The organism is cyanobacterium endosymbiont of Epithemia clementina EcSB, assembly GCF_029919255.1.
Taxonomy (GTDB): domain Bacteria; phylum Cyanobacteriota; class Cyanobacteriia; order Cyanobacteriales; family Microcystaceae; genus Rippkaea.
On sequence record NZ_CP123991.1, the window covers coordinates 2,429,349 to 2,444,950 of the forward strand.

The window sequence follows — 15,602 nt, forward strand, 5'->3', positions numbered from 1 at the left end:
AATAATGTCTGAAATTATAGACGTGATTAAAATGGTGCAGTTTACTAAATTATTGATAATTTTTTGAGAATAACTAGCTATCAATATAAAGGCTTTTAGTCCTTTTAATTAATCTTTATCCTTAACCATTAAATACTATGGAAATTGTTTTCACATTAGGGGTTGTTGTCTTGGCATTAATTCTATTTATTTGTGAACGATTTCCTCCTGATACAACAGCTATTACTATTGTCGTAATTCTGATGCTTTCAGGAATAGTAACTCCTGAAGAGGGTATTGCTGGGTTTGGAAATTCTGCAACTATTACTGTCATGGCAATGTTTATTCTAAGTGCTGGAATTACTCGCACTGGTGCACTTCAAGTAATACAAGATTGGCTCATAAAGTGGGGCGGAAAAAGTACTAATCAAAATATTTTTATAATCGGAATTATTGTAGGTCCAATCACAGCTATTATTAATAATACAGCTGTAGTTGCTATGTTTTTGCCCATGATTGAAGAGTGGAGTAAAAAGCGAAATATCTCTTCTTCTAAATTAATGATTCCTTTGTCTTATTGTTCAATATTAGGGGGAATGTTAACCCTTGTTGGTACCTCAACTAACATTTTAGCTAGCGGACTAGCTAAACAATTAGGATACAAAGAATTTGGGTTATTCGAATTTAGTAAATTAGGGCTAATAACTTTCATGATTGGCTTAAGTTATTTAGTTATTATTGCTCCTAAAATTTTACCTGACCGTAAACCTCCTAGTAGTAGTTCATTGGGGGAAAGTTATAACCTTAAAGATTACGTTAGTGAAGTTGTTATTACACCTCGTTCAAGCTTAGTTGGACAAACTCTTCATCAAAGTGAAATTCAGAGAAAGTTTGATTTAGATGTTCTTGAAATCATTCATAATAATACCCGTTTTCCTCAACCGTTAGCTGATAAAATCATTTCAGTAGGTGATATATTACTAGTTCGAGTAAACAAAGGAGACTTACTCAAGATCAAGGATGAGAAAGGAATTGAAATTTTTCCAAACGTTCAATTTAACAATGAAAGTATTGAAGAAGAAATCAACACAGGCGAAGAGAAAGTAGCTGAGATATTAATTCTTTCTAACTCCAGTTTAATTGGTTCTACCTTAAAAGATATAAGATTTCGTCAGCGTTATAATGCTACGGTTCTAGCAGTCCGGCGAGGGGAAGAATTAGTCAGAGAAAGATTAGGAAAAGTTCCTCTAAGATTTGGAGATTTATTGTTAGTTCAGGGTCCTAAACAAAGTTTTATTGGTTTGCAAACAACTCGGGAAATGTTAGTATTAGAAGAACGAAATTTAGAAACAATCAGGCAAGATAAAGCTGGGACTGCTTTAGTAATTATAGGTAGTGTAATTATCCTAAGTGCTGTTAATTTATTACCAATTTTAGTTAGTAGTTTATCAGGGGTTTTAATGATGATCTTTACGCGTTGTTTAAAACCGGGAGAAATTTATGGTTCTGTACGGTGGGATGTCATCTTTCTTTTGGCAGGATTACTTCCTTTAGGAACCGCTATGAATAAATCGGGAGCAACTGAATGGATAGCTAATCATTTAGTTGATTTAGGAGGAAATATATCAGGATATTGGATATTAACATTCTTCTTTTTAATTACCTCGATACTTACGGAAGTTTTATCGAATAATGCTTCTGTTGTTCTGATGTTTCCTATTGCAGTTCAAGTTGCTGAAACCTTAAACCTAAATCCTTATGCTTTTATGTTTGCCGTAACCTTTGCTGCCTCTAACAGTTTCACAACCCCAATTGGCTATCAAACTAATACAATGGTATACACTCCAGGAGGCTATCGCTTTTTAGATTTTGTAAGAGTTGGTGGACCAATAAATCTAATGATGGTTATTTTTGTTCCCATTTTAATTATGCGTTTATACGGTCTTGAAATTCAGTAACTGCTGGAGCAGGATGAAACAGTTAAATTTTGTACTAAATCATGTAGTTTATTACATATATTTTAACGTCTCTAGTAAATATTTGCCAGTAAACAATTATCCAGCTTATGTCATCTTCTTTTGTTACTCTCAAAACAGTTGCTAATCACCAAGATTTAATTGTTGATTTCCAGTCTTCAGAATTAGCTTTACAAGGAATTTTTAAAATCCCTGGGGATAAGTCAATTTCCCATCGCGCTTTAATATTAGGAGCGATCTCTCAAGGAGAAACTATTATCGAAGGATTATTATTAGGAGAAGATCCCCGCAGCACTGCCGCTTGTTTTCGAGGAATGGGGGCTGAAATTTCTCCCCTCAATAGCAACCGCATCACTGTCAAAGGAGTAGGACTAGCAAATTTGCAAGAACCTCTAGATGTCCTTGATGCTGGCAATTCAGGAACAACCATGCGGTTAATGTTAGGGTTACTAGCCTCCCATCGAGGTCGTTTTTTTTGCATCACCGGAGATAATTCTTTGCGATCACGTCCCATGTCCCGTGTGGTTAAACCCTTACAGAAAATGGGGGCAAAAATTTGGGGCAGAAATAACAATTCTCTAGCCCCCCTTGCCATTCAAGGACACGATCTAACCCCCATCCATTACCATTCTCCCATTGCATCAGCTCAAGTTAAATCTTGTATTCTCCTAGCAGGACTGATGACTGAGGGGAAAACCACGGTGACTGAACCTGCTTTATCTAGGGATCACAGCGAACGAATGTTACAGGCCTTTGGAGCAACTTTAGATATTGATCCATCGACCCACAGTGTAACCATTACCGGAGGAACCCCCTTAACTGGACAGAAAGTAGTAGTTCCCGGAGATATTAGTTCTGCAGCCTTTTGGTTAGTTGCTGGGTCCATTGTTCCACGGTCAGAATTAGTTATTGAAAATGTAGGGGTTAATCCAACTCGGACCGGTATTTTAGAAGTATTGGCTATGATGGAAGCTGACATCACCCTTGAAAACCAACGGGTGGTTACAGGGGAACCTGTGGCAGATTTACGGGTGAAACAAAGTTCTCTGAAAGCTTGTGTCATTGAAGGAGGGATTATTCCCCGTTTGATTGACGAAATCCCTATTTTGGCGGTAGCAGCAGTTTTTGCTCAAGGGACAACTATTATTAAAGACGCAGCAGAATTGCGGGTTAAAGAAAGTGATCGTTTAGCAGCCATGGCCTCCCAATTAAACCGTATGGGGGCTAAGATCACGGAATTACCCGATGGCTTGGAAATTGTTGGGGGAACTCCCTTAACAGGGTATGAATTAGATAGTTATACAGATCATCGCATTGCTATGAGTTTAGCGATCGCCGCCCTCATGGCTAAAGGACCAACTACCATTCATCGTGCGGAAGCGGTAGCAGTTTCCTACCCCAAATTTGTAACTACTCTACAACAATTGCTTAGATAAAGACTGTAGGATGAGCAACACCCACCCTACAACTAATTATTAACATATCTATCGTCACAAACATAGACCTAACCAAAGTTATAGTTAGAGCGATTTGCCGATACCGTTGTTTTACTCTGTGACGGCTTATTCAGTCGCTACAGGGTAAATGCTTACCTTTTTTTGACTACGGGTTTTATGTTCAAAAGTGACAATTCCATCAATTAAAGCAAAGAGGGTATCATCACTACCACGACCAACATTATTCCCTGGATGAACTCTGGTTCCCCGTTGACGAATCAGAATATTTCCGGCTCTAACAATTTGACCACCATACCGTTTAACCCCAAGTCTTTGCGCTCTTGAATCACGACCATTTCGTGTACTACCTGTTCCCTTCTTGTGAGCCATTTTTTTTCTATCCTCTATATGAAGTTATTTCCATTTTAAAAGTCTATTCTTCTTCAGTGGCGCTTTTCACCGCAGGGGTAGTAATCTCCGTCGCAACCACTGGTACACCTTCTGAGTCTTCTGCGATGACTTTATCATCAATCTTAATAGCGGTAATCATCAAGCGAGACAATTCCTGGCGGTGTCCTCTTTTTTTCCGAGTTTTCTTCTTAGGACGCATTTTATAGACAATAATTTTACGTCCTCGCCGATGTTCCAGGATCTTTCCCTCAACGATTGCACCTTCAATAAAAGGCTGTCCTATTCTAATTTCTTCCTCATCGTTGACTAATAAAACTTTGTCAACAGTATAGGAACTGTCAGGGTCAACTCCGAGATAATTAATGTCGTAAAAACGACCAGGTTCAACACGAATCTGTTGGCCACCCATTTCAACGATAGCGTAACTCATACTCAATAGATTATCCTTTTCTTAGTTGCCGTACAGGTAGCAGAGTTAGGTCTTGCCTATTTATCTTTGTTTATTCTGCTTTTATATTGATGTCTTAACCTGATCCGAGCATGGATGATTTAGACACACCGTCTACCATTGTCTAGGATTTAACTATTTATGTCAATCTTCTAAATGAGAAGAATAACTAAACAATGATTAATTAAAATCCTTAGAATTCACCTTTTTTGTAAGTGAGAGATCTTTTTACTTTTAATAGATCTTAACTATTCATATAAATTTAGATAATTATTTAAGTTACTTGCTGTTTCTTGAAGAAATATTCTTGGCTAATAACCATAATCACCTGACAGGATTAAAATTACTCAGAGAAAACTAAACATCTTATCAAACTTGATGTTGAGTTAGTCTGTATTGAGAGAAAAATGATACCCATTTTTTACATATTTTAAATTTTAAAAAATATTAATGTTTAAAAACGTTAATATTTTAGTTACTGATAAATCCAGTAATTAGCACTTATCTATAAAAATAGATATTTCACAGTTTTTAAATCTTTATTACTAAAGATCTTGAATTATATTTTTTTGTCCATCCTATCAATAAAGTCTATCATTCGTATTTAACATGCGCAGTTAATAACTGTTAAATAAATTTATAAAAATGTTATTTTGTTATTGCGTAGTGACGATAAAAATTAAGTTAGGATTTATGAGACTTTTCTTTATCTTAATTCTGAACATGTTTTTTCAAAACATCAACAGTAATGCCATCACTAATATCCAATGAAAAAAGATTCATTCCCAAAAACATAACGGCGCTCACACGAAAGGGAGAAGCAAAACCTTTTCATGTGAGCGGGTTCATTGATAAATCAATTAAAAACAAGGGTAAACAGATTCTTCAACTACTCATACAACCAAGGTTTCATGGTAGGTTCCCAACTGCCCAATTCCTTATTATTAAACCAGAGACTAATTTCTTTTTGAGCAGTTTCAATGGCATCAGAACCGTGAATTAGATTACGTTCAATACTTATCCCATAATCACCCCTAATGGTTCCTGGCGCAGCCGTTAGGGGATTTGTCGCTCCAATAACAGTTCTAGCAGAAGCTACTACCCCTTTTCCTTGCCAAACCATGGCTACCACTGGCGAAGAACAGATAAATTCAACTAAACTGCTAAAAAAAGGCTGTTCTTTGTGAACATCATAATGTTCTTCAGCTAATTCCTTATAGACTTGCACAAGTTTGAGTCCTACAAGGGTAAAGCCTTTAGCTTCAAAACGACTGATGACTTCGCCAATTAAGCCACGTTGTACTCCATCGGGTTTGACCATAATAAATGTCTGTTCCAAGGCTAACTCCTTTTTGCTTGCCTGATAAGAATGTCTGTAAAACACTTAATTAGTTTACCTTTCTGGGCTAACAAGGATCAATAATAGATAGAACTATCTTTTTGAACAGGAGTTATCCTTAGTGTCTTTAAATGCTATTTCCATCGTACCCACTGCTGGAAAAGTTCCCCAGTCTCTTTTAATTATGTTGCATGGTTGGGGAGCTAATGCCAAAGATTTAGCTCCTTTAGCTTCAATGCTATCTTTGGGAGATTGTCAGCTGATTTTCCCCAATGCTCCCTTCCCCCACCCTGAAGTTCCTGGAGGACGAGCTTGGTACGTTCTAGAAACCCTAGACTGTCAGGGATTATCTGAAAGTCAAAATCTTTTGCAAAATTGGTTATTTTCTTTAGAAAATCAGACGGGAGTTCCCCTATCTCGGACAGTTCTTGCTGGCTTTTCTCAGGGGGGGGCAATGTCCCTTGATGTTGGTTTACAATTGCCTCTGGCTGGTATTTGTAGTCTGAGTGGCTATTTACATTTTCAACCTCAAACTACCCCATTTCCTTGTTCTCCTATTCTAATTGTACATGGGATACAAGACATGGTAGTTCCAATCCAAGCTGCCCGTAAAGCTAAAGATGCTTTAACAGATATCGGTGCAATGGTTGAATACCATGAATTTAATGGAGGTCATGAAATTTCTTCTATCACTCTGGCTATTCTCCAACAATTTATTCAAAAAAAATGTTGAATTTATTTTTTAATAAAACTCTATTTATTTATAAAATATATTTACAATAAACTAAAGAAAGTGAATAAAAAATTCTAAATAAATACTTAATAGATAATGGATACTTTTTAAGTATAAGAGTTATCATTACAGACTTAAAAAGTATCTATTTACCTTCAGGTAAATAGATACTTTTAGTTGACATTAACATTTTAAGACAATCATACACAATCAATAAAATATCTAATACTATTATTGGCTTAAATCTATTCTCTAATAAGAGCGGCATAATTTAAAATTACTTTTTAATCATATTTTTTAAAAACTAGTGCGCCATTAATACTATCTCTAAATTGATCGTTATTCATAAGTATTTTAAAAAGGATATATCGATATTAAAATAAGTTAAATATAGAGGCTATTACATATCAGCAATAAAATTTTATTTCATCCAATCTTCTTAAGGAGAAACACTTACAGTATTTGAGTTGAAATTAGAATCTAAGTGGATCTAATCCTAACTAACATATTTTATCGCGTTTCCTTTTATCAGTTTCCTGTTGACTCATAATTTTTTTTAGCAATACAGATGACAAACAAAAAATATTTATCATTTTAGATTAAGTGTTACGTGTTAATTTATTCCTGTGTATAAGCTATAGCAGTCAAAAAATAGAAAAATAGATAATAACTTTTAATAAGTGAAAGTTATTATCTATTTTTCTATTTTGTCCTATTTTTAGGATAATCTAAAATTATTTAGGTTTCTAACACTAATTTAAAATCAATAGAATTGATTAAACATCTCTAGATTAGGAAATAGAAACTAAAGACTTTTAAATTGTGCATAAATAAATTCTATCAGCCCTCTACAATATGCCTGTAGCACTTTTCTAAAAAAATAGATAGAATAATCAAGGATTGTAAAAAAAGTATGTTACGAACGAAAATTTAGCTACTGAACGAATAACTAACAAAGTAAAGATTGTAATTTCTAGACTCGAATGAGAAAAGAGACGAGATAATGATAGAATTAGTGTTTTTAGCAGAAATCTTCCACTACTCCCAAGAAAAAAGTGAGATGATTGAACTTTAAGCTTTTAGAGCTCAGGTAATAACCATTTAACTCTAGTACCACTCACAGAATTTTTAATGAGAAAACTTGAAATTGACTATATCCTAGCTTAAAGTTGCAAGATTTAAGAAAAAATAGTCTCCCACAATATTTTGTTACGACAATACAACAGATGATAGTCAATCAAGCATCTTTTTAGGTCAGTTCGGGAACCCGTACACAACCACCTGTTGCCACGATCACCTCTATTTCGCTAGATTAGCACTCATGAGGTGAGAGTGCTATTTTTTAAGATACATCATCTCCTGAGATTTAACCTTAAATCAAATCCTAGAGGATTTATACATGGCAGCAATCAGTATCAACGTTTCAACCGTTAAGCCCCTTGGTGATCGCGTGTTTGTAAAGGTCAGTGCATCTGAAGAAAAGACAGCTGGAGGAATTTTACTCCCCGAAACTGCTAAAGAAAAGCCCCAAATTGGTGAAATCGTCGCCGTTGGCCCTGGTAAACGTAATGATGATGGTAGCCGTTCTGAAATTGAAGTAAAAGTAGGTGATCAAGTTCTTTACTCCAAATATGCTGGAACTGACATCAAACTCGGTGGCGAGGATTATGTATTGTTATCCGAGAAAGACATCTTAGCAGCAGTTGCTTAAGCTTGAAGTAAGGGTAATCTATTCCCCGTCGATTCATTGAAAAGTCAGTCAGGGTAGGCAAGACAAAAGCTACTTCCACCTATAGCACGAAGATTGACATCCATTGTTTGTTTACTAACAGGTTACTCAAAAGAGGCATAATCTATGGCTAAATCTATTGTTTATAACGAAGATGCGCGCCGCGCTCTGGAAAGAGGTATGGACATTCTCACCGAGGCCGTTGCTGTTACTTTAGGACCTAAAGGACGGAACGTGGTTCTCGAGAAGAAATTTGGTGCACCTCAAATCATTAATGATGGAATCACCATCGCTAAAGAAATTGAACTGCAAGATCATATTGAAAACACCGGGGTATCTTTGATTCGTCAAGCTGCTTCCAAAACCAATGACGTAGCTGGGGACGGAACTACCACCGCCACTGTTCTTGCTCACGCTATTGTTAAAGAAGGCTTACGCAATCTAGCTGCTGGAGCTAACCCTATTGCCCTCAAAAGAGGTGTAGATAAAGCTACAGAATTCTTAGTTGCAAAAATTGCCGAATACGCTAAACCCATTGAAGACTCCAAGGCCATCGCCCAAGTGGGGGCTATCTCTGCGGGGAATGATGAAGAAGTGGGTCAGATGATTGCTAACGCCATGGACAAAGTGGGCAGAGAGGGAGTCATTTCCCTTGAAGAAGGAAAGTCCATGACTACAGAATTGGAAATTACCGAAGGGATGCGCTTCGACAAAGGATATATTTCTCCATACTTTGTGACCGACACCGAACGTATGGAAGCAGTATTAGATGATCCTTGTATTCTAATCACCGACAAAAAAATTACCTTAGTACAAGACTTAGTTCCTGTTTTAGAACAAGTTGCTCGCCAAGGAAAACCCCTAGTCATCATTTCTGAAGACATTGAGAAAGAAGCTCTAGCTACTCTAGTGGTTAACCGTTTACGGGGTGTTTTAACAGTTGCGGCGGTTAAAGCTCCTGGGTTCGGCGACCGCCGTAAGCAGATGCTGGAAGACATCGCCGTGCTCACTGGCGGTCAGGTAATTAGTGAAGATGCTGGGCTCAAGTTAGAGAACACTAAGGTAGAAATGCTCGGTACTGCCCGCCGGATAACCATAACCAAAGATAACACCACCATTATAGCCGAAGGAAACGAAGCAGCGGTCAAGTCCCGTTGCGAGCTAATTCGTCGTCAGATTGACGATAGCGATTCTTCCTATGACAAAGAAAAGCTTCAAGAACGCTTAGCTAAACTGTCTGGTGGGGTGGCTGTAATCAAAGTAGGAGCAGCTACCGAGACAGAAATGAAAGATCGCAAACTTCGCCTAGAAGATGCTATCAACGCCACTAAAGCAGCTGTTGAAGAAGGAATTGTTCCTGGGGGTGGGACAACTCTGGCTCACTTAGCCCCCCAATTAGAAAAGTGGGCTACTAGCAACCTAATAGCTGAGGAATTAATCGGAGCAACGATCGTGTCTCGTGCTTTAACAGCTCCCCTCAAGCGTATTGCTGAAAACGCTGGTCAGAATGGTGCTGTTATTGCTGAACGAGTTAAAGAGAAAGAGTTTAACGTTGGTTATGATGCCGCCACGGGTAATTTTTCTGATATGATCGCCGTCGGCGTAGTTGACCCTGCTAAAGTTACCCGTTCTGGACTGCAAAATGCAGCTTCTATTGCCGGAATGATCCTGACCACAGAGTGTATTGTGGTGGATAAACCTGAGAAAGACAAAGGCGCCGCTCCTGGTGGCGGGGACTTTGATTACTAAGTTCAGATTTGTCGGATATTTTCAGTTGGGTGGGTGTTCCCCACCTTTTTTGCTTACACCCACCTACTTATTGAGCTGTTGTAAATGAAGTATTTTTCCTGAATGGGAAAGGACCTATAATGTATTTAATTATTTAAAAGTTCATATCCTAACCCATAAAAAGCAATTACAAGAGTCATCACTCTATCTACTCTCAAACGAAAACGTAATCTTCTTCTCGAATAAACACTATCAATTGAGGAGCAGAGTAACAATGTTGTTCAAATCTTTGGTCGAAGTGATCTAGAGATTGAGACGGTATTTTATATACATAGCATCAGATATCAATAAAATGTGGCTTCTAGTATGGAGCTGCTGCTTCTCGTTAGTTCCACAAACTTTTGTCGAACTAACGTAACGTTGATAGAGTCTCCCACTTAAATTGACTTTTCTAACATAAAAATTTTATAAATATAAAAATATCAGGAAAATTATAAAAGCAAAACAATAAATAATGTGCAAGACTGCAGAATAGTTTTTACTTTCTCTTCTGTTAAAGAAAATGTTTATATAAACAAAGCAAAAACTATCGTTTAGTAAACCTAAAATAAGCCAATTTAGAAGCTAATTTGATAGCTGTTTTCATACTCGTAGCCTTAGCAATTCCTTTACCTGCAATATCAAAAGCAGTTCCATGATCAGGGGAAGTTCGAATAAATGGTAGCCCAACAGTGGTATTAATTGCTTGGTCAAAAGCCATTAATTTAACAGGGATTAACCCTTGATCATGATATAATGCCAAGTAACCATCTCCTAAGTCGGTCATAGTTAAAATTGAGCGGTTACTTAAAGTATTATTTGTTTGCATTAACTCTAACTGATTTCCATACCAAGCTTTTCCAGGTTTAACCCACATGGTGTCAGGAGGCATTAAACCTACTAATTCAACATCTTTACGTTGCTTTTGTTGAGTCTCTAACCAAGAGAATAACCAGTCTTTTTCTTCGGTTCCTAACTGTCCTTGTTCCCCGCTATGAGGATTCAGTCCAGAAATAACAATTTTAGGATTTTTAATAGCAAAATCTTGTTGTAAACAGTTGATTAATAATTCTAATTTTAAGGTCATTAATTCAGGGGTTAAAGTAGCAAAAACTTGGCATAGAGGAATGTGAGTAGTGGCTAATATGGTTCGTAATGTCCACCCTGTATAGGGTGATTGTGCGATGAATAACATACCGAACTTCTCTACACCTGCTTTTTGGGCTAATATCTCTGTTTGTCCAGGATAATCATGTCCTGCCGCCTTCCAACAAGACTTAGCAATAGGCGCGGTTACAATACCTTGGAACTCACCTTTTAGGGTACGGTCAGTAGCCGTCTCTAAATAAGCAAAACTTGCCCTGCCACTAGCTTGATTTCCATGTCCTAAGGTTATCTGGGATAAGGTTGTCCTATCGAGAGGAATATCCACCACAGACAAAGACTCAGGATCGGCTAATGACTCACCAGTAGTCTGCAATACTTGATAAGTATTGTGTAAGATAGACCGCGTTCCAAACACTGTTAAACGACAACTTTCAGTGATTGAAGGATCGGCCAACGCTTTCAGGATAACTTCTGCCCCAATTCCTCCAGGGTCACCCATAGTTACGGCTAAATGAGGACAGTAGGAGTTAGGTTCGTTGATAGTTTTAGCTGTTAATGATGTTGTCAAGTTAAGATGTTGCATCTGACAATGTCACCTTGATGTTCTACAATGATATCGATGAATGAGTCAATTTTAGCTTAAGGTTTGTGAGCATCTTTATCTGCTAATTATGTTCGACTAAGATTAGAGGACTTGTTGGCAGCTAAAATCACGAAAATGGTATTTATAGATTCGTTAAGGAGTAATTAGAATGAGTGCAGAAAGTATGATGTTCAACGGAGCAATTTTATGTATTGTTCTTGTGTTAGTTGGTTTAGCTTGGGGGTTCCTTCTCCTTAAAATTCAAGGAGGAGGGGCTGAATAACTTTCAGTTTTTACTGAGGGATAAGAAAACCAATATTTTCATTATCCCTCATTTTTATGAGCTTTAAAAAATAGATTTTATAGTTTATTATTATGGTCTATTACTGATGAATAATAATTCTCATATCAGCTATTTAATCTTTTTAAAAATTCAAGAATGATTGAGTAATTTTCAGTCTACGCTATAGCAAAAAGAAAGTTATCCATAGTGTTTAAATAATATTTAAAAGTTAAAAATATCTTTAACAATTTTAGAAGCTTTTGGTAACAATTTTATATAAATTTGCGCTTGGTTAATCCTGAAGATTTAATTTAAAATTTTACTTTTCTCACTCAAAAATTATTTGAGCTAGGAATAAAGTGGATGGGTTACAATGAGTTACGTGTGCATTGTAATCTTGAACAAGATAATCATTAGGAACGTGGAATATGTGGAATATTTCTATGCGGAAGTTAATAGTATGGATTACGAAAATACTACAAATTAGTTAGAAATTTAGTTATTTTATTACCTGTTTTTTTTATGAAAATTGCCATTACCGGAGCCACTGGATTTGTTGGTAGTCGACTAGTTGAAAAACTAGAGAATGATGGGCATCAATTATTGATTTTTACTCGTAATGCTAATCGCGCTCAACGACTGTATCCTACCTCTCGATTTCCTAATTTAAAAATTATTGCTTATCAACCAACAGAATCAGGAGATTGGCAAAAAGCTATTTCTGGTTGTGACGGAGTAGTAAATTTAGCAGGGGAACCCATCGCGGAACGGTGGACCGCAGAAAATAGAAAAGCTATTCTAGAAAGTCGTCAGTTAGGAACCAGAAAAATTGTCGAAGCTATTACTCAAGCAGAGGCTAAATCATCGGTTCTAGTGAATGCTTCAGCTGTTGGTTATTATGGAACAAGTGAAATAGGTATCTTCGATGAAGATAGTGACCCTGGAGATAATTTTTTATCTCAAGTCTGTCAAGTATGGGAAACAGAAGCTAACAAAGTGAAACAAGTAGGTGTTCGCTTAGTTATCTTACGCCTAGGTATTGTTTTGGGTAATGGAGGCGCATTAGCAAAAATGATTCCTCCATTCAAATTGTTTGCAGGAGGACCATTGGGAAAAGGCGATCAATGGTTTTCATGGATTCATCTGGATGATTTAGTTAATTTAATCACTGAGTCCCTTAAGCGGAATGATATTGAAGGGGTATTAAATGCCACTTCTCCTCATCCTGTTCGTATGAATGAACTGTGTGAAACTTTAGGGGAAATTATGAATCGCCCCTCTTGGCTACCTATTCCAGATTTTGTTTTAAAATTCTTGTTAGGAGACGCGTCAAAAGTGGTGTTAGAAGGGCAACAAGTTTTACCTAAAAGAACTCAATCTATAGGATTTGAATATCAATATCCGAACTTGAAAAAAGCCCTAATGGATATCGTGCCTCGAGTTTAACTAAAGTCAATAGTTCTGAAAGAATAAAAATAACTCTAAGAGTACAAATAAAAGGATAGACTTGTATTTCATCTTAGAGTTCTCATTTAAGTTCTAAAAAAAATTTCCTTTGGAAATAAAAATAAAAAAAATTAGCTGTTCTTTAGTCAGTAAAATCATACAATTTTATTGTGAAATATTTTTCAGATAAAATCATAAATTACTGAATAATGGAATACTGAAGAGTCTAATTATCTAGTATTTAGTGATGATATGAACATTAATATTTCAAATTCATACCCGTATTTTGCTGTAATTGTAGGTAATTCCCGTCTCCATTGGGGGTATTTTAAAACAGATAAACTGCAAATAACTTGGGATACTCCTCATTTATCTAAACCCATTACAACCAACAAATTACCTAAACATTTATTGCTTCCACAATTACCAGATGATTTACCCGTTTATTTTACTTCTGTGGTTCTTTCCCAAACCCAATTATGGAAAACTTATCCAAAGATAAAAATTATTACTCAGGTACATATACCTCTACAAAAACTTTATCCAACTTTAGGAATTGACCGTGCTTTAGCGGTCTTGGGTGCAGGGAAAACTTATGGGTTTCCTTGTCTGGTAATTGATGCAGGAACAGCTTTAACTTTTACAGGAGTTGATGGCGATCAGGCTTTAATTGGAGGAGCAATTTTACCAGGATTAAGGTTACAGTTAAAGTCCCTAGCTAATAATACAGCTGCTTTATCTGAAGAAGTATTGCCGATGAGTTTACCCACCCCTTGGGGAACGACAACTTCTGAGGCAATTCAAAGTGGCGTTGTCTACGCTATCCTAGCAGTAATTAAAACATTTATTAAGGATTGGTCAAAAAAATTTTCCGACAGTCAAGTGATTATAACAGGGGGAGATTCGCAACAAATCATAAATTATCTAAAAGATGATAATGATGAGTTTTTAGATAACTTAAAACAAGATAGCAATCTTATTTTCTGGGGAATTAGAGAAGTATTTTTTTTGTGTAGAATTAATAATTATGCAAAAGTTCAAACCTGATTTGACATTGTCATTTTAATGAGTAAAATAACAATGTCAATAAAAATTATTAATAATAAGGTTATAGAAGTGACTAATATATGAAAATATTGCTATTTTTTAAGCTATTGTAATCATCTCATCCGGAAGATGTTATGTATAACAAAATTGAACTATCTTAGTTTCGATCTTTACAGGAAAAAAGATTTAACAAATGTGAGTTAGATAAAACTTTAGGGCCATACAGGGAAGCAGCAGCTCTATGCTAGAAGCAGCACTTATTGAGGTCTGGTGCTATGTATATAAAATATCGTCTTAATTTTACCGAACTATCTTATGGTCCAGACCACTTTTATTAATTGATGAATAGTATTGTTACCTTGTCTATTAATTCAAATAATATATTTTAAATAAGTACTTATTTAAAATATATTATTTGAATATGCGATAACTAAAATATATTTTTCAGATCAGAAAACTAACCTTTTAAATAATCTTAAATGTCGCAGAATTTTCCTGTCATTAAGAAACATTTTCTATTTAGTAGTCTATAATCATCTTATGGAGCTTATGGACTGGAGAATAATGTTACTGTACTGTATTTTGTATACTTGCAAAGTAAAAAATATAAAAATTAGTTTTATTGATTTTGTTTCAAAAAAAAGTCTTTAATCAGGCGTTTAGTAGGAAATCATAAGTTTTTAAATATTTACTGAGATGAGATCAAATTTTTGTTGGATAGCATTACAAGTTTAAATAAAATTTAATTCTTAACGAATACAGTTAATTATTAGTTTTTAAGTTAGTGTTAGGTAACATAGATAACAGTAACACTGCTTCAGAGTTAAGACAAAAATTAATTGTAAAATTATGAAAATTAGATAAAAGTAAGTGAAACTGAGTTATAAATTTTTATACTGTAAGTATTTTAAAATTGAAATGGTGAATAACCAACTTAAAAATCTCTCTTAAATTAAATATTTGAGCAATTGAAGTGTTTAGAACTTTTTGTTCGACTGACGGCTTATACTTACTTCAAAAATCTCCTCTCGAGTTAGACTTAGAAGCTAAACTACTCTTGTCCTCTATTGTTTGTTAACAAAAGTTTTGGTCTCGAGCATTGACAATTGCTATCTCATATAATTGCCAATATCGTCTTATTTTGACTTATATGTTGACAATAACAACCTTATTTTTAACTATTCTAGAACTCACATTCAATTAAAGACAATTTAAGATACAATTGCGAAGGATATACACAACTATGAAATTTTTGTAAAGTTTAACAACTCGACCTTTAACCAACCATAGACAATAAAGAAAGTGCTATCCCTATTAG

At 35.6% G+C, this 15,602-nt stretch carries 12 protein-coding genes; 8 read left to right on the forward strand and 4 right to left on the reverse strand.

The genetic code is table 11. From position 1 onward, the window contains the following. Positions 1-137: 137 nt before the first annotated feature. Positions 138-1,937, forward strand: a complete 1,800-nt coding sequence (locus tag P3F56_RS08145; protein WP_281152382.1) for an SLC13 family permease — start codon at positions 138-140, stop codon at positions 1,935-1,937. Positions 1,938-2,044: 107 nt separating this feature from the next. Then, a complete protein-coding gene (gene aroA, locus P3F56_RS08150; protein ID WP_281152383.1) occupies positions 2,045-3,391 on the forward strand; it encodes a 3-phosphoshikimate 1-carboxyvinyltransferase in 1,347 nt (448 codons plus the stop codon). A 126-nt stretch (positions 3,392-3,517) separates the two neighbouring features. Here the strand turns inward: aroA and rpmA are convergent, their stop codons facing one another. The 3 genes from rpmA to ndk all read right to left on the reverse strand — a co-directional run bounded on the left by rpmA (position 3,518) and on the right by ndk (position 5,589). After that, on the reverse strand, positions 3,518-3,781 hold the full coding sequence (rpmA, locus tag P3F56_RS08155) for a 50S ribosomal protein L27 (RefSeq protein ID WP_281152384.1): 264 nt from the start codon (positions 3,779-3,781) through the stop codon (positions 3,518-3,520). A gap of 43 nt (positions 3,782-3,824) precedes the next feature. Further along, entirely contained in the window at positions 3,825-4,232 is a 408-nt protein-coding gene (gene rplU, locus P3F56_RS08160; protein ID WP_281152385.1) for a 50S ribosomal protein L21, read from the reverse strand. 907 nt (positions 4,233-5,139) lie between these two features. Next, positions 5,140-5,589: a nucleoside-diphosphate kinase gene (gene ndk / locus P3F56_RS08165; protein ID WP_281152386.1), complete on the reverse strand. Its 450-nt coding sequence runs from the start codon at positions 5,587-5,589 to the stop codon at positions 5,140-5,142. 121 nt (positions 5,590-5,710) lie between these two features. Between ndk and P3F56_RS08170 the strand changes: the two genes are divergently transcribed. From P3F56_RS08170 to groL, 3 genes are all read left to right on the forward strand, one after another. Next, a complete protein-coding gene (locus P3F56_RS08170; protein ID WP_281152387.1) occupies positions 5,711-6,322 on the forward strand; it encodes an alpha/beta hydrolase in 612 nt (203 codons plus the stop codon). Positions 6,323-7,721: 1,399 nt separating this feature from the next. Beyond that, positions 7,722-8,033, forward strand: coding sequence for a co-chaperone GroES (gene groES / locus P3F56_RS08175; RefSeq protein WP_281152388.1), 312 nt, complete (start codon positions 7,722-7,724; stop codon positions 8,031-8,033). 144 nt (positions 8,034-8,177) lie between these two features. Continuing rightward, on the forward strand, positions 8,178-9,800 hold the full coding sequence (groL, locus tag P3F56_RS08180; protein ID WP_281152389.1) for a chaperonin GroEL: 1,623 nt from the start codon (positions 8,178-8,180) through the stop codon (positions 9,798-9,800). Between the two features lie 565 nt (positions 9,801-10,365). Here groL and pdxA read toward each other — a convergent pair. Next, the gene (pdxA, locus tag P3F56_RS08185; protein WP_281152390.1) at positions 10,366-11,508 is read right to left on the reverse strand and encodes a 4-hydroxythreonine-4-phosphate dehydrogenase PdxA; all 1,143 of its coding nucleotides are present in this window, start codon (positions 11,506-11,508) and stop codon (positions 10,366-10,368) included. A 169-nt stretch (positions 11,509-11,677) separates the two neighbouring features. Here pdxA and petM point away from each other — a divergent pair, with 169 nt between their 5' ends. From petM to P3F56_RS08200, 3 genes are all read left to right on the forward strand, one after another. After that, a complete protein-coding gene (petM, locus tag P3F56_RS08190) occupies positions 11,678-11,791 on the forward strand; it encodes a cytochrome b6-f complex subunit PetM (RefSeq protein ID WP_281152391.1) in 114 nt (37 codons plus the stop codon). Between the two features lie 522 nt (positions 11,792-12,313). Next, positions 12,314-13,237 (forward strand): thylakoid membrane protein ThyD, encoded by a 924-nt coding sequence (thyD, locus tag P3F56_RS08195; protein WP_281152392.1) that lies wholly within the window; start codon positions 12,314-12,316, stop codon positions 13,235-13,237. Positions 13,238-13,489: 252 nt separating this feature from the next. After that, a complete protein-coding gene (locus P3F56_RS08200; RefSeq protein ID WP_281152393.1) occupies positions 13,490-14,284 on the forward strand; it encodes a pantothenate kinase in 795 nt (264 codons plus the stop codon). The last annotated feature ends 1,318 nt before the right edge of the window (positions 14,285-15,602 follow it).

Coding starts and splice junctions, on each gene's coding strand:
- P3F56_RS08145 (WP_281152382.1), top strand. CDS start 138: ATGGAAATTGTTTTCACATTAGGGGTTGTTGTCTTGGCATTAATTCTA.
- aroA (WP_281152383.1), top strand. CDS start 2,045: ATGTCATCTTCTTTTGTTACTCTCAAAACAGTTGCTAATCACCAAGAT.
- rpmA (WP_281152384.1), bottom strand. CDS start 3,781: ATGGCTCACAAGAAGGGAACAGGTAGTACACGAAATGGTCGTGATTCA.
- rplU (WP_281152385.1), bottom strand. CDS start 4,232: ATGAGTTACGCTATCGTTGAAATGGGTGGCCAACAGATTCGTGTTGAA.
- groES (WP_281152388.1), top strand. CDS start 7,722: ATGGCAGCAATCAGTATCAACGTTTCAACCGTTAAGCCCCTTGGTGAT.
- groL (WP_281152389.1), top strand. CDS start 8,178: ATGGCTAAATCTATTGTTTATAACGAAGATGCGCGCCGCGCTCTGGAA.
- pdxA (WP_281152390.1), bottom strand. CDS start 11,508: ATGCAACATCTTAACTTGACAACATCATTAACAGCTAAAACTATCAAC.
- petM (WP_281152391.1), top strand. CDS start 11,678: ATGAGTGCAGAAAGTATGATGTTCAACGGAGCAATTTTATGTATTGTT.
- thyD (WP_281152392.1), top strand. CDS start 12,314: ATGAAAATTGCCATTACCGGAGCCACTGGATTTGTTGGTAGTCGACTA.
- P3F56_RS08200 (WP_281152393.1), top strand. CDS start 13,490: ATGAACATTAATATTTCAAATTCATACCCGTATTTTGCTGTAATTGTA.